The sequence below is a fragment of the Mycobacterium sp. P4_H6 genome (assembly GCF_056400845.1).
Genome location: NZ_JBFUKN010000045.1, coordinates 1 through 21,229, shown reverse-complemented (window position 1 = coordinate 21,229; position 21,229 = coordinate 1). Strand labels below are relative to the sequence as shown.

Genomic DNA, 21,229 nt, shown 5'->3' with positions numbered 1-21,229 from the left:
CGGCTGAAGGAGTCAGTGATGCGACTGTTCAACATTCTCGTGGTGCCCGTGCTGATCGGCGCGGGCCTCACCGTAGCGCCCACCCCCATCGCGGCAGCGGACTGCACGAGTACGGGCGGAACCACCATCTGTTCGCAGGGCGATGTCCGTGGCTCGAACACCGGCGATGGACCGAGCGGTTCGTCCGGGCCGTACGTGCCGTACCCATGCGACTACGACTGGACCGACTGCAACGACGCCTGGGGCTGGGAGATCGACGTCAACCTGGACCCGGATATCGGCCGGCCGGGCGGGCCCGGTGGACCCAATGTCGGATTGCCGGGCGGAAACCGGCCCAACGCCGGTGGTGGCCGTGGCGGCGGGCGTGGCGGTGGCCGTCGATGAAGGAAAAGAAATCGATCAAGGAGAGCGGCATGCTGATCAATTCCATCCCGGCGCGACGGGTGTTGGCGGTGGCGTTGGGTGCGCTCGCCGTGTTCGGTTCCGTGGCAACGGCATCCGCGGAGCCGCTCCCTCCGCCTCCGCCGCCGAACTGCACCGCCGCCGATCTGGCCGGGGTGATTGCCGGCGTGACCGCGGCGACATCGGCCTACCTGTTCACCCATCCGCCGGTGAACGACTTCTTCACCGGTCTACAGGGCAAGACGCAGGAGGAGCGCCGGGACGAGCTGGGTACCTACCTGGACGCCAATCCGCAGGTGCGAGATGAGCTTCGGGGCATCCGGCAACCCACCAGGGATTTCCGCGCCCGCTGCGGCGGCTAGCGACGCGCTGCCGATACCGCCGCGGCCAGGCGTGCCGGGATACCCGGCACCCGGCCGACAGCGTCGAGCAGGCTGTGCGCGCAGGTGTCGGCGACGAAATCGGCGTCCAACGCCGGATCGAGTACGCGCTGGCGGCACAGCTCGAACGTGAACGCCAGCCAGCCGTACACGGTGACCCGCAACTCGCGGGCCGTGGTGCCGTCCAGCGGTTGGCCCGCGGCCGCCCACACCCGGTCGATGATCCGGTCGGCCTGTTTGGCGTTGGCCAGGTCACCCAGGTCGTCGAGGCCTCGTAGCACCGGATCGGCGCGGCCTATCCCCATGTACGCCGCCCATGCGCCGTGCGGATGCTGCTCGTCATAGTGCAGGTAGGCCAGCACGCCGGCGCGGACCTGGTCGAACAGCGACTGCCCCGGATCGGCGGGGGCATTGGTGGCTTCGAACAACCGCTCGCCCTCGGCTTGGACCACCGCGGCGAAGAAGGCGCGCTTGTCCGGGAAGTAGTGGTACATCAGGGCGCGCGACACCCCGGCGCGTTCGGCGATCTCGTCGATGCGGACCTCGTCGTAGGGGCGTTGCCCGAAGACCTCGGCACCCAGGATCAACAGTTCGCTACGTCGATCGCCGGGGGAGAGCCGGCGCCGGGTTTCGCCCACCCAGGCATCGTAGTGCGCGCGTTGTGCCGGCGGTGCGGCTCAGCCGGGAACCGCGGCGCCGAGGGCAAAGTCGAAGTTACCCATCCCGTGGCGGGCGAGACCCATCAAGACCAGACTGGTTCCCTCCAGCCAATGCGCCATGTGCAACCCGCCGACATCCAGCGGACGCAGCTCCAGGCTTTCGATGAACTCCGCCACGCCGGTCTTGGCGTGCGTGTCGTCGCCGGCGATGAAGACATCCAGCGGCCGGCCCTGCGCCAGCACAACGCCGAATACGGTGTTGAATGCCTTCACCACACTCGCGCCCGAGGGGRCCACCTCGGCAACTTGCTGCGCGATCGAGGTGCCCTCGGGGATGGCCAGCCCGTCGGCGGCGGCGTTGAACGGGTTACTGATGTCGACGATGATCTTGCCTGCGAGGGCATTTCCGTACTGGGCAACGACGGGAACAACATTGGCGTACAGCAGAGCGACGATGACGATGTCCCCGGCCGGGACGGCGCCGAACTCTGCCGTGGTCGCGCTGCCGCCGAGAGCCTCGGCCAGTTCAGCGGCCCTGGACCGATCACGGCCGATGACTTCGACGGTGTTGCCCCCCCGCTACCGCCAGCGTGCCGATGGTGCGGGCCATGTTCCCGGTGCCGATGATGCTGATGCTGCTCATGAAATATCCTGTCTTGGTTGATGATCGAACGAAATGTCGAGAGTAAGGCCTGGCCTCGTCGTCAAACCCCGTTCGTGTGCAATTCCCAGGGCCGCATGCCGAGGAGGTCGGCAAGGTGACCCTGCATCTCGACGCCGGACGGCAGCGGGCGCCACCAGATGGTCACCTCGGCGATCTTCCCGTCCGCGTCGAGCAGGATGTAGTCCATTCCGTCGACCGCGGTGTTCTCGATCTGCAACCGGAAGTACGCGGCATGGTGCGTCTCGCCGCTGAGGACTTCCTTATAGGTGAGGTCGGCTGCCACCGTGCCGATTCCGCGCATGGCTTCCAGGACTGATTCCCGGCCGGTGAGTGGCTCGTCGCCGAGCGGGCCGTACAGCACCACGTCCTCGGCGAGGATGTGAGACAGCGCGTCTCGGTCTGCGCCGCCGTGCATGGCGACGACGAAGGCCTCCACGGTGTCGCGGTGTGGGGCGAAAGTGGTGCCGTTGTTGCTCATTCAGATCACCGTGGTCCCGCCGTCGACGACCAACTCCTGGCCATTGACGTAGCTCGAGTCGCTCGACGCAAGGAACAACGCGACCGAGGCGATCTCTTCGGGGCGGCCCATCTCTCGCCGCGGGATCACCGATTCGAACTGCGCCTTCATCTGTTCGTCCATCACCTCCGCCAACATCGGCGAGGAGACCTGACCGGGTGTCAGCACGTTCACCCGGATCTTGCGGTCTCTCAACTCCGACACCCACACCCGTGCGTAGGCGGGCAGCACGGCCTTGCTACCCGCGTACACACTCCAATTGGGGTAGCCGCGCAACGAGGCGTTCGATCCGGTCATGAAGACCGAGCCACCATCGTTGAGGAGCGGCAGCGCCTTCTGGACGGTGAACAGCGTGCCGCGCGCGTTCAGCGCGAACGCGGCATCGAAGTCCTCCGCGGTGATCTCGCCGAGCTTGCTCTGCGCGCCCGTCCCGGAGCTCGCCCACAGCACGTCGATCGCGCCCTTCTCCTGCCTGACCGTGTCGAACAGACGGTCCAGATCGTTGAGGTCAGCCGAATCGGCCCGCACACCGGTCACATTCCGTCCGATCTCTTCAAGGGCCTGATCCAGCGCGTCCTGCCGTCGGCCCGTGATGAAGACGTGAGCGCCCTCGTCCACGAACAACTTCGCGCCTGCCAGTGCCATACCGCTTGTCGCGCCGGTGATTACCGCGACCTTGTCGTCGAGTTTTCCCATGGGCATCCCATTCAGTCGGTGGTGCCGGTCTTATGTACACCACTTAGAGTGCTTAACGTATCGGACGTCCTGGCGGTATGCAAGCTATGTACACCGCCCGGTACCTGAGTCGGCTACGCTGGGCGCATGACGGAGGTAGAGAAGGGGCCGCGAGGTCTGCGCCGCGGGAGGGGCGCACGAGAGCGCATCCTCAGCGCTTCTCAGCAACTTTTCCGCGACCAAGGCATCAACACCACGGGTTTGGCCGAGCTCTGCGCGGTGGCTCAGGTGTCCAAGCGCACGTTCTACCAGCACTTCGCCGGCAAGGATGAGCTGATCGCCGAACACCTGCGCCGATTCGATCCCGGCATCCTGCCCGAGGTATTCGACCGCACCGACCTGACGCCCCGCGAACGCCTCCTCGCCGCCTTCGACATCCACGCGCCCCTGTGCCCGTTCATCGCGGCGGCCGTGGAGATCCACGACCCGGCCCACCCGGCACGCACGCAGGCCCGCGATTACAAGAAGGCTTTTGCCGCGCGATTCACCGAAACCGCGCGAGAGGCCGGCGCCGCCGACCCCGAACAGCTCGGCGAACAACTGGCGCTGCTCTTGGATGGCGCTTCGGCCCGCAACCGGGTCCTCGACACCGACACCTTCGCCACCGCCGCCGCCATCGCAGTCGTCCTCATCGACAACGCCATCCCTGTCTCGGYGCCACCCTCTACCTGACCGCGGCCCACGCGTGACAGTTCACAAGATCCCCGAATAGACGCGAACGTTGCGAAGTCCCATGTCACACTCCACTTATGATCCAGGGCTTCTCACATATCGGCATCGGCGTCACCGATCTCGACCGTTCGATCCGCTTCTACACCGAGGTGTTCGGTTTCGCGCCGCTCTATCAGCTCGACTTCGACAACAACGAGGTCGCCGCAACCATGGAGCAGGAGGGCCGATTCCGGTCCGCGATGCTCATCCGCGACGACATCCGGATCGAGTTGTTGCAATGGGTCGACGTCCCGATCACGGGGTCGGGGCAACGCAAGCCGATGACCGAGCTGGGCTTCACCCATCTGTCGTTCCGGGTCGAGGACGTCGACGGCCTCACCGAGGCCATCGTGGCCGCCGGCGGAACGTTCGTGGAGTCGACGCGCACCGTGCTGGGTGACGTTGCGGACCCGACGTCGGGTCGGTTCATCTACCTGACCGACCCCGACGGCACCCGCATCGAACTCATGCAGAACGTGCCCGACCTCTCCGGCATCAGCGCAGCCGATATCGCCGCGTCAGCCGGCGGTTAGATCGTGCCGCCCGGAAACATCGTCTTGACGGCCTCGGTGATGTTCGTCCGTGCTGCGGCCGCACTGGTGGGATCCAGCGAGCTGATCGCCATCACGTAGCGCCGATCTGCTCCGATCACGCCGGTGGACACATGCAACTGGTTGGGACCGCTCCAGCAGCAGAACCAGCCCTGTTTGACCGCCACCGGCTCGGCGTAGAGACCTTCGGGGATGCCGAACCGCTGCGGATACCCGTCGTTGCCCGTCGGCGTGGACTGCGCCAGGTCGCCGACGATGATGTTGGCCTGTGCGGGTGGCAGCCCGCCACTGCCGTCCAGCAACATGTCGTAGTAGCGTACGAGATCGCTTGCGGTGCTTGTCGTCACGTCCCAATGCCCGTTGTAGGGCGCCGTCGTGCCCGCCAATCCGTACCGCGCCTTGACGCGGGCGATGACAGCGTTGCCACCGCTGCGGTCCCAGAAGTTCTGGGCCGCGCTGTCATCGGAGGAGCGCAACATCGCGTCCAGCGAGCTTCGGTCGGCGGCCGAGAGTTTCGTCTTGCCCTCGGACTCCTGCAGCAGCAGATCGTCGGCGATGAACAGCTTCACCACGGACGCCATGGGGAACGACTGATTCGCTCCACTGGAAGCGATCTGGCCGGTGGTGCGGTCGAGTACGACCGCCGTGATGTCGGCGCCGGACGTGGCCGCGTCGGCGGTCGCCTGCTGGACGCGGGCCTCGAGTCCGGCGAAGGACGCGGGCGGCTGGCCGGGTGGGGCCTCGGGCAGCGCGGGCGCGGTCGCGGGTGCCGGGGTGTTCTCGGCGGTCGGGGGCGTACCCCAGGACTGCGCCTCGCATCCGTTGACGAGCAGCGCCACCCCGACGATCGCCATGGCCGTCATCGTTCGGTTACGCAGCGGCCAACGCATAAGTCTCCTCGAAGCAGATCCTGAAACCGGGGGAGCGGTGTGATTCCTGTACCCATCCGCCACACCAGCCTAAACGGGCGGCCCAGAGCATGGGGTGGTTGCCGGCACCTGGCGTGACAGACACGCCCAGGGCCGTCCTACCGCTCGATCATCTGCATCTGCTCATCGGTGTGGTGGCCGCCCGCGGCCGGGGTGAGCTCGTCGAGTCGCTTCAGCTGTGCGTCGGTGAGCGCCACGTCGTCCGCGGCGACGTTCTCCTCAAGCCGGACCACCCGTTTGGTCCCCGGAATCGGCGCGATATCAGTGCCTTTGGTCAGCAGCCAGGCGATGGCGACCTGAGCCGGTGTCGCGCCGACCTCGTCGGCCACCGCCTTGACCTCGTCGGCGACGGCGAGATTGCGCTGGAAGTTCTCGCCGGTGAACCGAGGGTTGGTGGCCCGGAAGTCATCGGCATCGAACTGGTCGGTCGACCGGATGGCGCCGGTGAGGAAGCCATGACCGAGCGGCGAATACGGTACGAAACCGATACCGAGTTCGCGCAGCAGCGGCAGCACCTCGGGCTCCTGATCCCTGGTCCACAGTGAGTACTCGGACTGCAGCGCCGTGATCGGGTGCACGGCGTGGGCACGCCGGATGGTGTCGACCCACGCCTCGGACAACCCGATGTGGCGGACCTTGCCTGCGGCAACCAGTTCGGCGACGGCGCCGATGGTGTCCTCGATGGGGGTGTCGGGGTCGACCCGGTGCTGGTAGTACAGGTCGATGTGGTCGGTGCCGAGCCTGCGCAGCGAACCTTCGACTGCGGTGCGGATGTTGGCCGGGCTGCTGTCGATGTTCCACGGACCCGCGCCGCCGTGCGAGACGAGGCCGAACTTCGTCGCGAGCACCACGTCGTCGCGTCGGCCCTTGATGGCGCGGCCGACCAACTCCTCGTTGATGTACGGGCCGTAGATTTCGGCGGTGTCGATGAGGTTAACGCCCAAATCGAGGGCGCGGTGGATGGTGCGGATCGATTCGTCGTCGTCGGACCCGGCGCCGGTGTAGCCGTGGGACATGCCCATGGCCCCCAGGCCGATGCGGGAAACTTCGAGGCTGCCGAGTTGTGCGTTCTTCATTCTTGTCCCTTCTCTGATGGCTATTCGCCGGGTACGTTGCTGATCGTCACAGGTCGACCTGCTGGGGATACTCGTCGTCGGTGACGTGTTCGCCCCACTCGGTCTCCGGCGTGCCGGAAGTCGGATCGGGTGCCTCCCACATGGCGAGGTGGGTCATGAAATGCGTGGGGGCCGCTCCGTGCCAGTGCCATTCGCCCGGGGGCGTGTAGACGGTATCGCCGGGGCGCATGACGACGACCTCACCTCCGCGGGACTGGACCAGGCCGATGCCGTCGGTGACGTGCAAGGTCTGACCACATGCGTGTGTGTGCCACGCGGTGCGGGCGCACGGTGCAAAACGCACGGTGTTGACCCGCAACCGTGAGGGCTCCTCGCCTTTGGCAATGACATCGAAATACACGTCGCCGGTGAACATCTCGGCCGGGCCTTTTGTGGAGGAACCACGAGGCATCTTCTTCATGCGCTGTCCTTTGTGGTGTGGCGGGGAACGATTCTCAGGGTGGTGGCGTGGGCCGTCGCGCCGGTGATCGATGCGACCGGCCCGGGGTACCGGCCGTACTTGCGCTGGTATGCGGCGTCGATCTCGTCGTCGGCGTCACCAACGGCGTCGACGAAGTCCACATCGATCGTCATTGCGCCGGCACCGAGTTGGCCACGGTGCGTTGCCCGGGCGCCACGGAACCATCCGGCGTCCGGGCCGTTGACGGATCGGGCATACAGGTCGTCGCCGACCCGTACCGCCCAGACGATCACCGGCTTGCGCAACGAGCCGTCTGGGCGGGCTCCGGCGATCCGCACCTCTTGTGCATCGCCGAAATGGGTCAGGTCGGCTGAGGTCCAGGTGGTCATCTGGCGATCTTCCGGTGCTGAGTGCGTGCTCTCATGACTCCAGCCAACGCCTGTTTCCCGATACCTGGCAGTACCTGTCGTTACAAGTACTGGCAGTACCCCTCAGCCCTTGGCCGGGGTCTGCTCGGACAGCAGGTTCTCCTGGCTGGCGGCCCAGGAGGCGAGCAGCTTCAGACCGTCGGCGGTCGGGGTACCGGCCGCCGCGGTATAGACATTGAGCTGCAGCCCGGGTTCCGACGGCAGTGGCATCGCCTCGAAATCGAGATCGAGCTGACCGACCACGGGATGGTTGAGCCGCTTGCGGCCCGAACGGTGGTAGCGCACATCTTGCGACGCCCACCGCTGCCGGAACAGCTCGCTGCGCGTGGACAACTCACCCACCAGTGCGATCAGCTTCTCGTCGTGCGGGTTGTTGCCCGCCTCCATCCGCAGCATCGCGGCGGCATCCCGGGTGACCTGGTCGTAATCGACGAAGAACCGCTCGGCCTCTTCGGGATGCAGGTAGACGAAGCGGGTCGTGTTCGCCGGTCGTCGGGGATCTGCCAGGACAGGTGAATACAGGGCGCGGGCGAGTTGGTTCATGGCGAGCACGTCGTGGCGACCGTTGCGGATCCAGGCAGGCGCGTCGGTGAAGGCGTCCAGGATCTGCAGTAGCGCCGGTCGCACGGTCCCAGGCGCCTTTCGTTGACGCCGATGGCTGGATGCCCCGGATTCCCGCGCAAGAGCGAAAAGGTGTTCCCTCTCCGCGTCATCGAGTTGCAGTGCTGAGGCGAGAGCGTCAAGGACAGCCTCCGAGGCGCCTCCGAGGCTGCCTCGTTCCATGCGCACGTAGTAGTCCACAGACACGCCGGCGAGCATGGCCACCTCCTCACGGCGCAGACCCTTGACGCGCCGGTTGCCGCCATAGGCGGGTAGCCCGGCCTGCTCCGGGGTCAGGCGCGCGCGACGCGAACTGAGGAATTCGCGGATCTCGATGCGCACGTCCATGCCTCCACGGTATGCCCGGCAGAGACGCGTTGAGAGGTACTGGCGGTGCCTGGTTCAGCAGGCCCTCCCGCATCACTGCGTTCGGGCCTACCGTCGAGGACATGACCATTCCGAAATTCAGTCTGAACAATGGTGTGACCATGCCGGTCCTCGGCTACGGGGTTTTTCAGACGCCCCCGGATGAGACGGTCAACGCCGTCGAGACCGCGCTGCAGGTCGGCTACCGCCATGTCGACACCGCGGCTGCCTACGGCAATGAGCGTGAGGTCGGCAAGGCCATCCAGCAGTCTGGACTCGCGCGCGACGACGTGTTCATCGAGACCAAGATCTGGATCACCGACTTCGGTTACGACGAGACCTTGCACGCGTTCGACAAATCGGTCGGAAAGCTCGGCGTCGAACGGCTCGACCTGCTCATCCTGCATCAGGCTCTGCCCGGCGAATTCGAGCTGACGGTTGGTGCGTACAAGGCGCTGGAGCAGCTCTACGCCGACGGCAAGGTACGGGCCATCGGCGTCTCCAATTTTATGCGCGCGCACATCGACCGGCTCACCGCCGAAACCGAGATCGTGCCGACCGTGAACCAGATCGAAGTGCACCCCTACTTCAAACAGTCCGATGTGCTGGCGGCCGACGCCGAGCGCGGCATCCTCAGCCAGGCCTGGGCGCCCATCGGCGGCATCACGTTCTACCGCGAAGGTCCGCACACCTCAACGCTGGAAAATCCGGTGATCGGCGGGATCGCGGCCGCACACGACAAGACGCCGGCTCAGGTGATGCTGCGTTGGCACATTCAGCAAGGGCGCCAGGTGATCCCGAAATCGGTGACGCCATCGCGCATTGCGGAGAACTTCGACGTCTTCGACTTCGAGCTCAGTGAAGATCAGCTCGCGGCGATCGACGCCCTGGACACCGGGGTTCGCGGGGGCCCGGAGCCCGAGGACATCACTCTGGAGAAGTTCGGCATGAAGATCCCGGAAGCCTGAGGAGGCGCCATGCATATCCGCACTCTTGGTCAAGGCCTGCAGGTATCCGCCATCGGCCTGGGAGCCATGGGCATGTCGCAGAGCTATGGGCCCAACCCCGGCGACCGCGACGACATGATCGGCGTGCTCCGCCACGCGGTTGAGGAAGCCGGCATCACCTTCTTCGATACGGCCGAGGTTTACGGGCCCTATGTGAATGAGGAGCTTGTGGGAGAGGCTCTTGCGCCGTTGCGCGAGCAGGTGGTGATTGCCACCAAATTCGGCTGGAACATCGCCGACGGCAAGATGGTCGGTACCGACTCGCGCCCCGAGCAGATCCGAAGGGTGGCTGACGCATCACTGCAGCGCCTGCAGACCGATGTCATCGATCTCTTCTATCAGCACCGGGTCGATCCCGATGTGCCGATCGAGGACGTCGCGGGCACCGTTGCAGCGTTGATTCAAGAGGGCAAGGTCCGGCACTTCGGGCTGTCGGAGGCGGGCGCCGACACGATTCGGCGCGCGCACGCCGTCCATCCTGTGACCGCTCTGCAGAGTGAGTACTCGCTATGGACCCGGGACCCGGAGCCCGAGGTGCTGCCCACCTGTGCGGAACTCGGTATCGGCTTCGTACCATTCAGCCCGCTCGGCAAGGGCTTTCTCACCGGTACGGTGGCTGGTTCGACGCAATTCGGCGCGGGTGACATCCGGGGCACGATTCCGCGATTCGCCGCCGAAAACATCAGCGCGAACGAGGATTTGGTAGCGCACGTCCGCGTTCTCGCCGAGGCGAGGGGCTGCACCGCAGGCCAGATCGCACTGGCATGGCTGCTCGCCCAACAGCCGTGGATCGTGCCGATCCCGGGCACTCGCCGTCGCGGACGGGTTGACGAGAATGCCGCCTCCACCGGAGTGGCGCTGTCCGCCGACGAAGTGGCCGACCTCGACGCTCTTGCGGCGCGGGTCGGCGTGCGGGGCGACCGCTATAACGCCGCCGGTATGGCGATGGTGGGCCTTTAAGCCAGCCAACTGTCACACGTCTTGCGGCGCAGGGTATGCGTGCTCAGCCACCCAACGCCCGCTGATACCGGCGCATCCCGGAGATCCAGCGGTCGTAGTCGGCGCCCTTGCCCCGGTACATGTCCAGTACCGACGCATGCGGCAGCACCAGGAAGCGGCCGTCACGTACCCCGTCCAGCGTCGCCGCTGCCACGTCCTCGGCGCTCAACACCTMACCGGCGGTGGTGATGGACGCGGCGGCCACCCGGGCAGTGGCATCCTCGGAGTCGGTGATCGCGTCCAGCAGGGGCGTGGYCACCCCCATCGGGCACACGCACGTCACGCCGATCCCGTTGTCGCCGTAGGTGATCGACAACCACTCGGCGAACCCGACCGCGGCGTGCTTGGACACCGCGTAACCGGCCGCGCCGACCTGGGTGAGCAGCCCCGCGGCCGAGGCGACACTGACGAAATGGCCACTGCCGCGGGCGATCCAGTCCGGCAGCAGCGCATCGGCGGCCCGGATGTGCGCGCGCAGGTTCACCGCCAACACCCGGTCCCAGTCGTCGTCGGAACCCAACCCGGAGGCGCCGATCACACCGGCATTGGCGACGTAGACATCGACCGGGCCGAACGCCGCCCGTGCAGCGTCGAGCAGGGTGGCGATACCGGCGACCGAGGCGGCATCCGCGCCAACCCCTACCGCGCGCTCACCGATCCCGGCGGCGGTCGCTGTGGCGGCTTCGGAGTCGATATCACCGACCACCACCGAGGCTCCGGCATCGGCGAACTGTTGCGCCAGGGCGCGGCCGATTCCCGAACCCGCCCCGGTGATGACAACGACCTTGCCTTCGATCTGCATGGAACGTGTCTACCGCATCTATCCCCGTCGCTCTGCCACCAGTTCCCGCAGCTCCCGCTTGAGTACCTTGCCGTAACTGTTCTTCGGCAGTTCGTCCACGTAGACGTAGCGCTTGGGCCGCTTGAATCGGGCGATCCGTTCCAGCAGATGGGCGTCGAGATCGTCCTGGGCGGCCGTACCCACGATGAACGCCACCACCACCTCGCCCCAGTCCTCGTCGGGCGCGCCCACGACGCAGGCCTCGGTGACGCCGGGGTGCTCGATGAGCACCTCCTCCACCTCGCGCGGGTAGATGTTGCTGCCGCCGCTGATGACCACGTCCTTGCTGCGGTCGCGCAGGGTCAGGTATCCGCGCGCGTCGAACGATCCCATGTCCCCGGTGTGCAACCAGCCCGCGACCAGGGTGGCCGACGTCGCCGCGGCGTTGTTCCAGTAACCCGACATCACGACGTCACCACGGCAGGCGATCTCACCGATTTCGCCGACAGCCGACGGGTTGCCATCGGGATCGAGCACCGCGACCTCGACACCGGAGCGCGAATAGCCGACCGACCCGAGCACCGCGTCGTCAGCATCCAGGTGGTCACCACGACGCAAACCGGTGATGGTCATCGGGGCCTCACCCTGACCGTAGAGCTGCACGAAGATCGGGCCGAACGCCGCCATCGCCTTCTTGAGGCTGTCCACGTACATCGGGCCGCCGCCGTAGACCACGGTGGTGAGGTTCCCGGGTCGCGGGCGGCCGGTGGCGACCAGCCGCTGCACCATGGTGGGCGCCAGGAAACAACTGGTGCGCGGGTGGTGGTCGCACAGGTCGAGGAACTCATCGGGTTCGAAGCCGGCCGATGCGGGAATCACCTGCCGTGCCCCGCGCAGGATGTAGGGCGCGATATAGAGGCCCGAGCCGTGGGACATGGGCGCACCGTGCACCAGGCTGGAATTCTCGTCCGGGGAGTCGAAGTCGGCCAGATGCGACACCGTCATCGCCATCAGATTGCGGTGCGAGAGCATCGCGCCCTTGGACTTGCCGGTGGTGCCGCTGGTGTAGAACAACCACGCCAGGGCAGCGGAATCGGTGTTCGCCGGGACGGCCGGCTCCGACTCCAGGCGCCCCGCGTAGGCGGGGGAGTCGATGTCCTCGACCGGCACGTCGGTGACTCCGGTGAGACCGGCGGCGATCTTCGGTGACGCGAACACCACTGCGGCGCCGGAGTCATCGAGGATCTGCGCCATCTCGAGCGGGTGCAGTTTGAAATTGATCGGAACGACGGCACACCCGGCGGCCCACACGGCGAACATCAACTCGATGATCTCGGGCCGGTTCTCGCTGGCGATCGCGATCCTGGCCCCGGTGTCGCGATCAGCGGTCACCGAGGTGGCCAGCCGCAGTGCGCGGTCCCGGAGCTCGGCGAAGGTGTGCAACTGCTCGGTGCCGCGGTATACCGCGCCACGCTCCCCGAAACGCGTTGCGGCCTGGTCGAGTACCGAGAACAGATTCACCTGGCGACCCACTCCGAGGTCAGCGCGAAGTCCGACAGATACTTGGTCGAGCTCCAGCCACCGTCGACCACGATGGTCTGTCCGTTGATGAAAGCGCCGCCGGGAGAACACAGGAACGCCACGGTGCTGGCGATATCGTCGACCGTGCCGAGGCGGGTGTGTGGTGTCATCTCGGTGTTGATCTTGCGGAAGCGCTCATCCTCCAGGCGGGTCGCGACCATCGGCGTCAGCGTGACACCTGGCGCCACCGCGTTGCAGCGGATGCCCTCAGCACCGTACTGGCAGGCGATGTGACCGGTCAGTGCGGTGAGACCTCCCTTGGCCGCGGAATAAGCCCCGCCGCGCATCCCGCCGACGACGGCGAAGGTCGAGGTCACGTTGATGATTGCCGAGCCGGGCCCCATATGTGGCAGCACGTCGCGGGCCAGCCGGAACGGTGCACGCAGCATCAGGCCCAGAAAGTAGTCCAGCGAGTCGTCGTCGGTTTCGTGCAGCGGTTTGGGACTGCCGACACCGGCGTTGTTGACCAGGAAATCGATGTGGCCCCAACGGGACACCGCGGCCTCGACGATCTGCGCCGGCGCCTCGTCGGCGGTCAGGTCCACGGCCAGCGTCGCGATCCGGTCGGGATCGCCGACCGCAGTTTCCAGTTCGGCCAACCGATCCCGGTCACGCCCGGCGCCGAGCACCGCCATCCCGGCCTCGGCGAGTTTGACGGCGCAACCGAAACCGATCCCGCTGCTGGCGCCCGTCACGATCGCAACCTGCATGTCAGTTGAGCCCCTTCGTCAGCGTCGCTCGGATCTGGTGTTTGAGGACTTTCCCGGCATCGTTCTTGGGCAGTGCATCCCAGATGACCACCTGCTCGGGGGTCTTGAACCTGGCCAGGCCGTGCGCATTCAGAAGTTCCCGCAGATCGTCCACATCGGGTGTGTCCGTGCCGCGGGGAACGATGACCGCGCAGGCCCGCTCACCGGTACGGGCGTCGGGGATCCCGACGACGGCGACCTCGGCGATACCGGGATGGCCGATCAGGACGTCCTCGACTTCCTTCGGGGAGATGTTCTCGCCGTTGCGGATGATGATGTCCTTGGCGCGCCCGGTCACCACCAGGTGGCCGTCCTCGGTGAGGCGGCCGAGATCACCGGTGCGAAAATACCCGTTGCCGTCGAAGGCTTCCGCGGCATCCTCGTCGTGCAGGTAGCCGGTGAGCATCTGTGGACCCCGGACCCTGATCTCGCCGTCCACGATCGTGATGTCGGCGATGCCGGCATGGCCGTCGGTGTCCGCCGCGCGCTCGGCGTCCTCCGGGGAGCCGACGGTGGACACCGGGACCTCGGTGGACCCGTACACGCGGGTGACGATGGCCTTGTCGAAATAGCCGGTCGCCCGGCGGATCAGCGAGGGCGGCACCGAGGCGCCACCGCAGATGAACACCTTGAGGTCGGGGAGCCGGCTGCCGGCGCGTTCGGCGGCGCCGAGTAGTCCGTCCAGAAACGGTGTGGCGCCGGCCATGTGGGTGCAGCGGCGTGCCTGCATCAGCGCGACGGCCTCGTCGGGGTCCCACTGCTCCATCAGCACGGCCACCGAGCCGAGCAGCAGCGGACATTCGAACGCGTAGATGGAGCCACCGATATGAGCGATGGGTGAGGGCACCAGGAAGGTGTCACCCGCATCGATGCGCCAGTGCTCGCCGAGCTGGCGGATCAGCGCGTGGATCGAGTCATGGCTGTGCAGCACACCTTTGGGCCGCCCGGTGGTGCCCGAGGTGTACATGATCATCCGTACCGCGCCGGAGTCCACGTCCAGCGGGTCGGCGGCCGGCGCTTCGAGAATTTCGGACAGCGGTGTCTGCCCCGGATGGACCCCGCGGACCACGACGACCTCCGGAGGCGAGGACATGGTGGCGGTCACCCGCGACAACATTGCGCCGTAGTCGAATCCGCGGAACCGCGCCGGGATGACGATCATCCGGACATCGGCGTCGGCGAGGATGAACTGCAGTTCACTGTCGCGCAGCGACGGCAGGATCGGGTTGATCACCATGCCGGACATGGTTGCGGCCAGGTAGACGATCGCGGCCTCGTGCCAGTTGGGCAGCATGAAGGAGACCACGCTACCGGTGGGCATCCGCTGCGACATCGACGTGGCAAGGGACCCGGCCTGCCGGTACAACGCGGCGGTGGTCAGGTCGTCGTCTCCGTCGACGATGAGGACCCGGTCCGGAGTGTCCTGCGCCGCAACGCGAAGTGCGTCGGCGAGTGTGGTCACGGCTGGCCCTTGACGCGGCGCATGGTCATCGAGTGGCGGTAGCGGGCTGCCGGGTGGGTGTTCACGGTGACCTGCGCGATCTCGCCGTCGGAGGTCCGGTAGCTGCGCTGCATCTGCAGCGCGGGTGCGCCCGCATCGATCTGGAGCAGCTCGGCGAGATCGGCCGAGAGCGCGATCGCGGTGATCTCCTGATGCACCTCGGTGATGCTGACACCGTAGAGATCTTCGATCAGCGGGAAGATCGGTCCGGAGTGGCGTTGCAGCATCCGGCCCACCGCGGCGAAGGCCCGGTTGATGTAGTACTCGGTGCGGCAGATCGGGGTGTTGGTCGCGGCGTCCCGACGGTAGCCGCGCACGGCCAGCCATTGCTCGCCGAGCGCCAGACCGGTGCGCCCGGCCAGTTCGGCGTCGATGGTGACCATCGCATTGGAGTCGATCTCGAACTGCGCCCCCGCCGCGAACGCCAGCAGGTCGTTGATCGACATCACGTCCTGGGCATAGGAACTCGACGACGGACGCGGGACGACCAGGGTGCCGGTCCGCGGCCGCGACGACACCAGGTTGTCGTCACGCAGCCGGCGCAGCGCCTCACGCACGGTGTAGCGGCTGACCGCGAAGCGATCGCACAGTTCGTGCTCGGTGGGCAGCTGTGAGCCGACGGGGTAGATCCCGTCGACGATCTCCTTGCGCAGCGTGCGGGCCACCTGCAGGTAGCGGTGCTCCGTGGTTTCAGTGGTCATGGCGCGCCATCACAACTTTCGCAGCGCGTACACGCTGCCCTCGCCGTCGGCCGAAATGTACAGCGTGCCATCGGGTCCCGCGGCGATGCCGGCGAACGGACCCTGCGGACCGGAGAACGGCGGCATGCCGCGCAGTGGCTTGGGCGTGATGCCGGGCGGCGCCCCGATGGGGAGTCCGGCGGCGATGGTGTGGCGGGCTCCGGTGGTCAGGTCGACCGTGATGACGGCCTTGCTGCCGGAGTCCACGATGTAGAGCAGGCCGTCGCGCACCAGGATGCCCTGCGGGGTGATCAGCCCGTCGGCCACGGTGTCGGTGCCCGCCGACGTCACCCGCAGCACCGCGGAGTTCACCGAGACCAGCACGTTGCCGTCGGCGTCGGTGGTGACCCCGACGGGGGTGTCCAGGTCGGCGGCCAGCACCTGGGTGCCGTTGCCGGTGACGGCCAGCACCCGTCCGGTGCCCTGCTCCACGACGACCGGGGTGCCGTCGGGCAGCAGGGTGACACCGTAGAGCTGGTCCAGACCGTCTGTCAGATAGTCGGTTTCATTGTCGGCGGGGCGGTAGCGGGCAACCTGTCCGCCGGACGTGGTGACGACGAACTCGCCGGTCGCACCCGGGGTGAGCCCGCGCACGAAGCCCGGATAGCCGGGGCTGAACAACATGCCCACGGTCTGCAGCCCCCCGTCGGAACCCACGGTGTAGAGGTAGGTGCCGTCGGCGATGTAGAGCAGACCGTCGGCCCCGACGGTGATGTCCAGCGGCCAGTTGAGCCCGCCGGGCAGCAGCGCGCGGGTGTCCCCGCCACCGAGGATCTCGGTGATGGCGCCGGTGAAGTTGGAGACGAACAGCCGGCCGTCGACGAACGCGCAGTTGTCCAGTCCCGGTGTCAGGGTGGCCAGCACGGTCTGGGTGCCGGTGCGCGGGTCGATGCGCAGCACCTGTCCGCTGGCGACCTGGGTGGAGACGATGGTGCCGTCGGTGTCGAACTTGACCGAATCCGGTACGCCGAGATCGCCGGCGACCACGTCGGGTTCACCGCCGTCCGGGTTCACCCGCCAGATCTGATTGGCGTTCATCACCGGGAAGTACAGCAGCCCGTCCGGCCCGACCTCCATGGCATTGGGGGAGGGCAGGTCGGCCAGGATCAGCCGTGGCTCGCCACCGGTGAGGTCCATCTCGAACAGGCGCCCACCTTCTCGGCATTCGTTGACGAACAGCCGGCCCTGATGGACGGTGATGCCGTTGGCCGAGGGCAGGTCGTCGCGCAGCACGCGGGTGGTGCCGGACGCGTCGCGCGCGCTGACCCGGCCGTCCATCACCTCGGTGGCGAAGAGGCTGCCGTCAGCGCCGAAGGCGAGATCGTCGGGGGCGACGATGTCGCCGCCCTTGGCGCTGATCGTCTCGATCTCGCCGGTGTTCACATTCAGCGCGCTGATCTGGCTGCCGGTCACCTGTGCGATGTAGAGCCGGCCGTCGGGTCCGGTGCGTAGGCCGTTCGCGCCGAACAGCCGACTGAGTGCTGTGAGGCGGGTGAGGATCCAGCCGGTGGCGGCTTCCGGTGACGACGCGACCGGGTACCGACCGGCCTGCAGGGTGCTCATGTGCTGGACGCTATCAAGCCACTGCTAGTCCAGACAATAGTCCGTCAAGGTCCGCGGCTCACCCTTGACGAGGAGATAACTGCTGCGGAATAGTGTTCTCCGTTGAGTAGAGTCACATATGTTGTACGGACAAATGATGGATTCCGGCGCGGATCCACGGAAGCGAGTCATGACTGATCTCCTGAGCCTCGATGGCCGCATTGTGGTGGTTTCCGGCGCCGGTGGTGGCGGAATCGGAACCACGGTGACCCGGCTGGCGGCCGAGGCCGGAGCGACGGTGATCGCGGTGAGCCGCTCCAAGGACAATCTGCACACCCACGTCGCGCCGCTGGCCGATCGCGGGCTGTCGGTGATTCCGGTGGCCGCCGACGCGTCGACCGACGAGGGCATCGAGACCGTGCTGGAAGCGGCACGCATCGCCGAGGGCACGCTCTACGGGCTGGTGAACATCGCGGGTGGTGCCGCGCCGGCGACCTGGATGCCGGCCACCCGCGTCTCCCGTTCGGATTGGCGCGAGTTGTTCACCGCGAACCTGGAAACGATGTTCTTCATGAGCCAGGCGGTGGCCGCCGAGATCCGGGCCGCCGGTGGCCCCGGTTCGATCGTGTCGGTGTCCTCGATCAGCGGGATGAACACTGCGCCGTTCCACATCGCGTACGGCACCGCGAAGGCCGCGATCGTGGCCGCGACCCGCACGCTTGCCGTCGAGCTGGCGGATCACGACATCCGCGTCAATGCGGTGGCACCCGGAGTGACCGAGACCGCGGCATCGGCCACCTATGTCGATGCCGACCCGGCCCGCGATCAGCGGGCCATCGCGATGGGACGCCGTGGGACGCCCGAGGAGCAGGCCGGCGCGATCCTGTTCCTGCTGTCGGACCTTGCGGGCTATGTCACCGGGCAGACGCTGCTGGTCGACGGCGGTCTCAATCTGCGGTGGACGCACCTGGGAGCGGACAACACGTCGTTGTTCCTCAAAGATGACAACTTCCGCGAAGCGATCAGTCGGATCTGAAGGAAAGACAAGCCATGACCCACACCGAATCCGATCTCGACGCCGCGATCGAGATCGAGGCGGACCCCGACGATTCGACGGGCGAGATCGCCGAGGACCTGTCGACGGCGATGACCATCCCGGTCGACGCCTACATCTCCCCGGAGTATGCACGCAACGAGCGAGACAGATTGTGGCGCAAGGTCTGGCAGCAGGTCGGCCGGGTCGAGGAGATCCCCGAGGTCGGCAGCTACCTGACCTACGACATTCTCGACGACTCCATCATCGTGGTCCGGACCGGGCCGGGCCCTTCGGACTTCGCGGCCCACCACAACGTCTGCATGCACCGCGGACGCAAGCTGATCGACAACCCCGAAGGCGCCAAGAACGCGACCGGGCGGGCGCGCAAGTCCTTCGTCTGCGGGTTCCACGGCTGGACCTACGGTCTCGACGGCACCTGCACCCACATCCGCGAGCAGGACGACTGGCAGGGCAAGCTCACTCCGGGCAATACCCACCTGGCTCCGGTGCAGGTGGACACCTGGGGCGGATGGCTTTTCATCAACATGGATCCGCACTGCGAGGCGTTGGTCGATTATCTGTATCCGGCCGCCAAGATCCTCGATCCGTTCGGCCTGGAGAACATGCGCTACAAGTGGCGCAAGTGGCTGTATTTCGACTGCAACTGGAAAGTCGCGATGGAGGCCTTCAACGAGACCTACCACGTGTTCACCACCCACCCGGAATTCAACAAGTTCGGTGAGTTCAAGGGCTGGGCCAAGGCGCAGGGTAAGCACAGCAATATCGGTTACGACGCGCCGAAGGGTATGGACGAGACCAAGTCCAAGATCCGCCTCGGCACCGGGGACCCCCGCATCTCCACCGCCGAGATGCAGGTCTACACCATGGAAGAAACCAACGCGACCACGACGAAGACCCTGGTGAATGCGGCCAAGCGTCTGGTCGACGAGCTGCCCGAGGGCACCCCGGCCGATCAGGTGCTGCAGCACTGGCTGGCCTCGGCGCGCCGCGATGACGAGGCCAGGGGTGTGGTCTGGCCGACCATCCCGCCCGACATCCTCGGCCAGAGCGGAACGGCGTGGCAGATCTTCCCGAACTTCCAAGTGGGCCAGGGCCTGACCAGTGCGCTGTGCTACGCCGCGCGCCCCGACCCGAGCTACGACCCGAACAAGTGCATCTTCGAGGTCGCGGTCTACGAGCTGTACCCCAAGGGTGAAGAGCCGGAGACGGAATGGGCCTACACCCCCAAGGATTCACCGAACTGGCTGTCGGTGCTGCCGCAGGACTTCTCCAATATGGCTGCGGTGCAACAGGGTATGAAGTCGGCCGGATTTCCCGGTACATTGCCCAACCCGTACCGCGAGCGCAGCACCGTGAACCTGCACCACCAGCTCTCCAAATACATGGACGCCGGAAAACCTCAAGATATTTAGCGATTTCGGCGTGATCGGGTGCGCTGAGCGCAGCGAATCACGCCGAAATCACCTCAGCAAGGAGACGATATGAAGGTCAACCTCGGTACCGGTGCGCAGAATTCGCACGACTGGGAACGCGTCATGGCGGGCGATTTCAGCAGCCCGCCGGCGACGCCGGACTACAAGTGCGTGCAGGCCGCGCTGGCATTGGGTGATCTGGCCGAACCGCTCGGCTACGACGGCATCTGGTTCCCCGAGCACCAGGGCACTCCGTACGGGATGACGCCCAACCCGATTCAGGCGCTCACCTACTTCGCGGCCCGCACCGAGCGGGTCAGCCTGGGCACCTTCGTCGCCGTCGCGCCGTGGTGGAATCCGGTGCGGCTGGCCCATCAGATTGCCTATCTGGACATCGTCTCCAACGGCCGTTACAACACCATCGGCATCGGCCGCGGGGTGTCCAAGACCGAGTTCGACGCCGTCGGTGTGCCCCGCGAGCAGAGCCGTCAGCGCTTCAACGAGACCCTCGACATCCTCGAACTCGCCTTTTCCGGTGAGCGGTTCTCCTACGACGGAGAGATCTTCAGCTTCCCGGAGATGTCGCTGCGCCCCGAGCCGCTCAGCAAGGACCTGTTCTCCCGCATCTTCAGCTCCTCCTCGACGGCCGAATCGCTGGAGATCCTCTCTCGGCGCGGGATGGTGCCGTTGTTCGTCGGCAACAAGCCCATCTGGGATGCCGGCGAGGAAGTCCGCAAGGTCAACACCTTCCGTGCCGAGGAGGGCTTCGAGCCCTGTCAGCCGAAGAACGTGATGTTCATGTACGTCACCGAAAAGGAGGACGACAAGCTCGCGGCGCTGACCGAGCAGTGGATCTGGACCGCCAACCGCGACGTCAACGTCCATTACGGCTTCGCCGACTCGTCGAACTTCAAGGGCGTCAGCGGCTATGAGGCCTACGCAGCCCGCGAGGCGACCGCCACCGCGGTCCTCGCCTCATCGGTCACCGGCGACCAGAAGAAGGGCGGCCCGCCCGGATACCACGCCTCCAACCTGCTCATCGGCACACCCGAGGTGGTCTTCGAGAAGCTCAAGGCCGCCCAGGAGGCGTGCTCGTTCTCCGAGGTGACCATCGTCCCGCAGTTCGGCACCATGCCCTACGAGGACGCCTTCGAGAGCACCAAGCTGTTCGCCAAGGAGGTGCTGCCGGCCGTGCACGAACTCGCCGCCCCACTGCATCCCGCTGCTCTGCCGGAGAACGCCACCGTATGACCACCCAACAGACCTGCGGGCCCACCGACACCCCGACCGATATCGACATCCCGGCAATCCGGGAGAAGTACGCCGCCGAACGGGCCAAACGACTGCGGTCCGAGGGCGCCGACCAATATCTGGAACTGGAA

At 66.5% G+C, this 21,229-nt stretch carries 23 protein-coding genes and 1 pseudogene; 9 read left to right on the top strand and 15 right to left on the bottom strand.

Annotated features, from left to right (window positions below; genetic code table 11):
- The first annotated feature begins 18 nt into the window (after positions 1 to 18).
- A complete protein-coding gene (locus tag AC1DTF_RS18940) occupies positions 19 to 384 on the top strand; it encodes a hypothetical protein (RefSeq protein ID WP_057166834.1) in 366 nt (121 codons plus the stop codon).
- 29 nt (positions 385 to 413) lie between these two features.
- Positions 414 to 764 (top strand): heme-binding protein, encoded by a 351-nt coding sequence (locus tag AC1DTF_RS18935; RefSeq protein WP_057166949.1) that lies wholly within the window; start codon positions 414 to 416, stop codon positions 762 to 764.
- Here the strand turns inward: AC1DTF_RS18935 and AC1DTF_RS18930 are convergent.
- From AC1DTF_RS18930 to AC1DTF_RS18915, 4 genes and pseudogenes are all read right to left on the bottom strand, one after another.
- On the bottom strand, positions 761 to 1,420 hold the full coding sequence (locus AC1DTF_RS18930; RefSeq protein WP_477475170.1) for a TetR/AcrR family transcriptional regulator: 660 nt from the start codon (positions 1,418 to 1,420) through the stop codon (positions 761 to 763). The two genes, AC1DTF_RS18935 and AC1DTF_RS18930, sit on opposite strands and share 4 nt — an antisense overlap.
- A 39-nt stretch (positions 1,421 to 1,459) precedes the next feature.
- Positions 1,460 to 2,084, bottom strand: a pseudogene (locus tag AC1DTF_RS18925) (NADPH-dependent F420 reductase).
- Positions 2,085 to 2,145: 61 nt separating this feature from the next.
- Positions 2,146 to 2,583: a nuclear transport factor 2 family protein gene (locus tag AC1DTF_RS18920; RefSeq protein ID WP_477475169.1), complete on the bottom strand. Its 438-nt coding sequence runs from the start codon at positions 2,581 to 2,583 to the stop codon at positions 2,146 to 2,148.
- The gene (locus AC1DTF_RS18915) at positions 2,584 to 3,318 is read right to left on the bottom strand and encodes an SDR family NAD(P)-dependent oxidoreductase (protein WP_477475168.1); all 735 of its coding nucleotides are present in this window, start codon (positions 3,316 to 3,318) and stop codon (positions 2,584 to 2,586) included.
- Between the two features lie 126 nt (positions 3,319 to 3,444).
- Between AC1DTF_RS18915 and AC1DTF_RS18910 the strand changes: the two genes are divergently transcribed.
- On the top strand, positions 3,445 to 4,029 hold the full coding sequence (locus AC1DTF_RS18910) for a TetR/AcrR family transcriptional regulator (protein ID WP_477475167.1): 585 nt from the start codon (positions 3,445 to 3,447) through the stop codon (positions 4,027 to 4,029).
- Between the two features lie 77 nt (positions 4,030 to 4,106).
- On the top strand, positions 4,107 to 4,601 hold the full coding sequence (locus AC1DTF_RS18905; RefSeq protein WP_477475166.1) for a VOC family protein: 495 nt from the start codon (positions 4,107 to 4,109) through the stop codon (positions 4,599 to 4,601).
- Here AC1DTF_RS18905 and AC1DTF_RS18900 read toward each other — a convergent pair.
- The 5 genes from AC1DTF_RS18900 to AC1DTF_RS18880 all read right to left on the bottom strand — a co-directional run bounded on the left by AC1DTF_RS18900 (position 4,598) and on the right by AC1DTF_RS18880 (position 8,460).
- Positions 4,598 to 5,473, bottom strand: a complete 876-nt coding sequence (locus tag AC1DTF_RS18900; RefSeq protein WP_477475165.1) for a serine hydrolase — start codon at positions 5,471 to 5,473, stop codon at positions 4,598 to 4,600. The two genes, AC1DTF_RS18905 and AC1DTF_RS18900, sit on opposite strands and share 4 nt — an antisense overlap.
- A gap of 173 nt (positions 5,474 to 5,646) precedes the next feature.
- Positions 5,647 to 6,624: an aldo/keto reductase gene (locus AC1DTF_RS18895; RefSeq protein WP_477475164.1), complete on the bottom strand. Its 978-nt coding sequence runs from the start codon at positions 6,622 to 6,624 to the stop codon at positions 5,647 to 5,649.
- 46 nt (positions 6,625 to 6,670) lie between these two features.
- A complete protein-coding gene (locus tag AC1DTF_RS18890; protein ID WP_057166826.1) occupies positions 6,671 to 7,084 on the bottom strand; it encodes a (R)-mandelonitrile lyase in 414 nt (137 codons plus the stop codon).
- Positions 7,081 to 7,473: a DUF2255 family protein gene (locus AC1DTF_RS18885; RefSeq protein ID WP_477475163.1), complete on the bottom strand. Its 393-nt coding sequence runs from the start codon at positions 7,471 to 7,473 to the stop codon at positions 7,081 to 7,083. Before AC1DTF_RS18885 ends, AC1DTF_RS18890 begins: the two co-directional genes overlap by 4 nt.
- A gap of 102 nt (positions 7,474 to 7,575) precedes the next feature.
- On the bottom strand, positions 7,576 to 8,460 hold the full coding sequence (locus tag AC1DTF_RS18880) for a helix-turn-helix transcriptional regulator (protein ID WP_477475162.1): 885 nt from the start codon (positions 8,458 to 8,460) through the stop codon (positions 7,576 to 7,578).
- Between the two features lie 101 nt (positions 8,461 to 8,561).
- Here AC1DTF_RS18880 and AC1DTF_RS18875 point away from each other — a divergent pair, with 101 nt between their 5' ends.
- Both AC1DTF_RS18875 and AC1DTF_RS18870 read left to right on the top strand, forming a co-directional pair.
- Positions 8,562 to 9,446, top strand: a complete 885-nt coding sequence (locus AC1DTF_RS18875; protein WP_477475161.1) for an aldo/keto reductase — start codon at positions 8,562 to 8,564, stop codon at positions 9,444 to 9,446.
- Positions 9,447 to 9,455: 9 nt separating this feature from the next.
- Positions 9,456 to 10,445: an aldo/keto reductase gene (locus AC1DTF_RS18870; protein WP_057166822.1), complete on the top strand. Its 990-nt coding sequence runs from the start codon at positions 9,456 to 9,458 to the stop codon at positions 10,443 to 10,445.
- Between the two features lie 43 nt (positions 10,446 to 10,488).
- On the opposite strand, the gene AC1DTF_RS18865 is transcribed toward AC1DTF_RS18870, so the two are convergent.
- The 6 genes from AC1DTF_RS18865 to AC1DTF_RS18840 are packed head-to-tail and all read right to left on the bottom strand — an operon-like array spanning position 10,489 to position 17,399.
- On the bottom strand, positions 10,489 to 11,286 hold the full coding sequence (locus tag AC1DTF_RS18865; protein ID WP_477475160.1) for an SDR family oxidoreductase: 798 nt from the start codon (positions 11,284 to 11,286) through the stop codon (positions 10,489 to 10,491).
- An 18-nt stretch (positions 11,287 to 11,304) separates the two neighbouring features.
- Positions 11,305 to 12,786 carry an AMP-binding protein gene (locus AC1DTF_RS18860; RefSeq protein WP_477475159.1) on the bottom strand — a complete coding sequence of 494 codons (1,482 nt, stop codon included), beginning with the start codon at positions 12,784 to 12,786 and terminating at the stop codon, positions 11,305 to 11,307.
- On the bottom strand, positions 12,783 to 13,556 hold the full coding sequence (locus AC1DTF_RS18855; RefSeq protein ID WP_057166820.1) for an SDR family NAD(P)-dependent oxidoreductase: 774 nt from the start codon (positions 13,554 to 13,556) through the stop codon (positions 12,783 to 12,785). Before AC1DTF_RS18855 ends, AC1DTF_RS18860 begins: the two co-directional genes overlap by 4 nt.
- A 1-nt stretch (position 13,557) precedes the next feature.
- Positions 13,558 to 15,057: an AMP-binding protein gene (locus AC1DTF_RS18850; protein ID WP_477475158.1), complete on the bottom strand. Its 1,500-nt coding sequence runs from the start codon at positions 15,055 to 15,057 to the stop codon at positions 13,558 to 13,560.
- Entirely contained in the window at positions 15,054 to 15,797 is a 744-nt protein-coding gene (locus AC1DTF_RS18845) for a GntR family transcriptional regulator (RefSeq protein WP_057166818.1), read from the bottom strand. Before AC1DTF_RS18845 ends, AC1DTF_RS18850 begins: the two co-directional genes overlap by 4 nt.
- A gap of 9 nt (positions 15,798 to 15,806) precedes the next feature.
- Positions 15,807 to 17,399 carry an SMP-30/gluconolactonase/LRE family protein gene (locus tag AC1DTF_RS18840; protein ID WP_477475157.1) on the bottom strand — a complete coding sequence of 531 codons (1,593 nt, stop codon included), beginning with the start codon at positions 17,397 to 17,399 and terminating at the stop codon, positions 15,807 to 15,809.
- A 169-nt stretch (positions 17,400 to 17,568) separates the two neighbouring features.
- Here AC1DTF_RS18840 and AC1DTF_RS18835 point away from each other — a divergent pair, with 169 nt between their 5' ends.
- From AC1DTF_RS18835 to AC1DTF_RS18825, 3 genes are all read left to right on the top strand, one after another.
- Entirely contained in the window at positions 17,569 to 18,414 is an 846-nt protein-coding gene (locus tag AC1DTF_RS18835; RefSeq protein WP_477475156.1) for an SDR family NAD(P)-dependent oxidoreductase, read from the top strand.
- A gap of 14 nt (positions 18,415 to 18,428) precedes the next feature.
- Positions 18,429 to 19,847 carry an aromatic ring-hydroxylating oxygenase subunit alpha gene (locus AC1DTF_RS18830; protein WP_057166815.1) on the top strand — a complete coding sequence of 473 codons (1,419 nt, stop codon included), beginning with the start codon at positions 18,429 to 18,431 and terminating at the stop codon, positions 19,845 to 19,847.
- A gap of 69 nt (positions 19,848 to 19,916) precedes the next feature.
- Positions 19,917 to 21,098: an LLM class flavin-dependent oxidoreductase gene (locus tag AC1DTF_RS18825; protein WP_057166814.1), complete on the top strand. Its 1,182-nt coding sequence runs from the start codon at positions 19,917 to 19,919 to the stop codon at positions 21,096 to 21,098.
- The last annotated feature ends 131 nt before the right edge of the window (positions 21,099 to 21,229 follow it).

What these genes read in the sequence shown, in the direction of transcription:
- AC1DTF_RS18940 (WP_057166834.1), top strand. Translation starts at nt 19, where the DNA reads ATGCGACTGTTCAACATTCTCGTGGTGCCCGTGCTGATCGGCGCGGGC.
- AC1DTF_RS18935 (WP_057166949.1), top strand. Translation starts at nt 414, where the DNA reads ATGCTGATCAATTCCATCCCGGCGCGACGGGTGTTGGCGGTGGCGTTG.
- AC1DTF_RS18920 (WP_477475169.1), bottom strand. Translation starts at nt 2,583, where the DNA reads ATGAGCAACAACGGCACCACTTTCGCCCCACACCGCGACACCGTGGAG.
- AC1DTF_RS18915 (WP_477475168.1), bottom strand. Translation starts at nt 3,318, where the DNA reads ATGGGAAAACTCGACGACAAGGTCGCGGTAATCACCGGCGCGACAAGC.
- AC1DTF_RS18905 (WP_477475166.1), top strand. Translation starts at nt 4,107, where the DNA reads ATGATCCAGGGCTTCTCACATATCGGCATCGGCGTCACCGATCTCGAC.
- AC1DTF_RS18900 (WP_477475165.1), bottom strand. Translation starts at nt 5,473, where the DNA reads ATGGCGATCGTCGGGGTGGCGCTGCTCGTCAACGGATGCGAGGCGCAG.
- AC1DTF_RS18895 (WP_477475164.1), bottom strand. Translation starts at nt 6,624, where the DNA reads ATGAAGAACGCACAACTCGGCAGCCTCGAAGTTTCCCGCATCGGCCTG.
- AC1DTF_RS18890 (WP_057166826.1), bottom strand. Translation starts at nt 7,084, where the DNA reads ATGAAGAAGATGCCTCGTGGTTCCTCCACAAAAGGCCCGGCCGAGATG.
- AC1DTF_RS18885 (WP_477475163.1), bottom strand. Translation starts at nt 7,473, where the DNA reads ATGACCACCTGGACCTCAGCCGACCTGACCCATTTCGGCGATGCACAA.
- AC1DTF_RS18880 (WP_477475162.1), bottom strand. Translation starts at nt 8,460, where the DNA reads ATGGACGTGCGCATCGAGATCCGCGAATTCCTCAGTTCGCGTCGCGCG.
- AC1DTF_RS18875 (WP_477475161.1), top strand. Translation starts at nt 8,562, where the DNA reads ATGACCATTCCGAAATTCAGTCTGAACAATGGTGTGACCATGCCGGTC.
- AC1DTF_RS18870 (WP_057166822.1), top strand. Translation starts at nt 9,456, where the DNA reads ATGCATATCCGCACTCTTGGTCAAGGCCTGCAGGTATCCGCCATCGGC.
- AC1DTF_RS18855 (WP_057166820.1), bottom strand. Translation starts at nt 13,556, where the DNA reads ATGCAGGTTGCGATCGTGACGGGCGCCAGCAGCGGGATCGGTTTCGGT.
- AC1DTF_RS18845 (WP_057166818.1), bottom strand. Translation starts at nt 15,797, where the DNA reads ATGACCACTGAAACCACGGAGCACCGCTACCTGCAGGTGGCCCGCACG.
- AC1DTF_RS18840 (WP_477475157.1), bottom strand. Translation starts at nt 17,399, where the DNA reads ATGAGCACCCTGCAGGCCGGTCGGTACCCGGTCGCGTCGTCACCGGAA.
- AC1DTF_RS18835 (WP_477475156.1), top strand. Translation starts at nt 17,569, where the DNA reads ATGACTGATCTCCTGAGCCTCGATGGCCGCATTGTGGTGGTTTCCGGC.
- AC1DTF_RS18830 (WP_057166815.1), top strand. Translation starts at nt 18,429, where the DNA reads ATGACCCACACCGAATCCGATCTCGACGCCGCGATCGAGATCGAGGCG.
- AC1DTF_RS18825 (WP_057166814.1), top strand. Translation starts at nt 19,917, where the DNA reads ATGAAGGTCAACCTCGGTACCGGTGCGCAGAATTCGCACGACTGGGAA.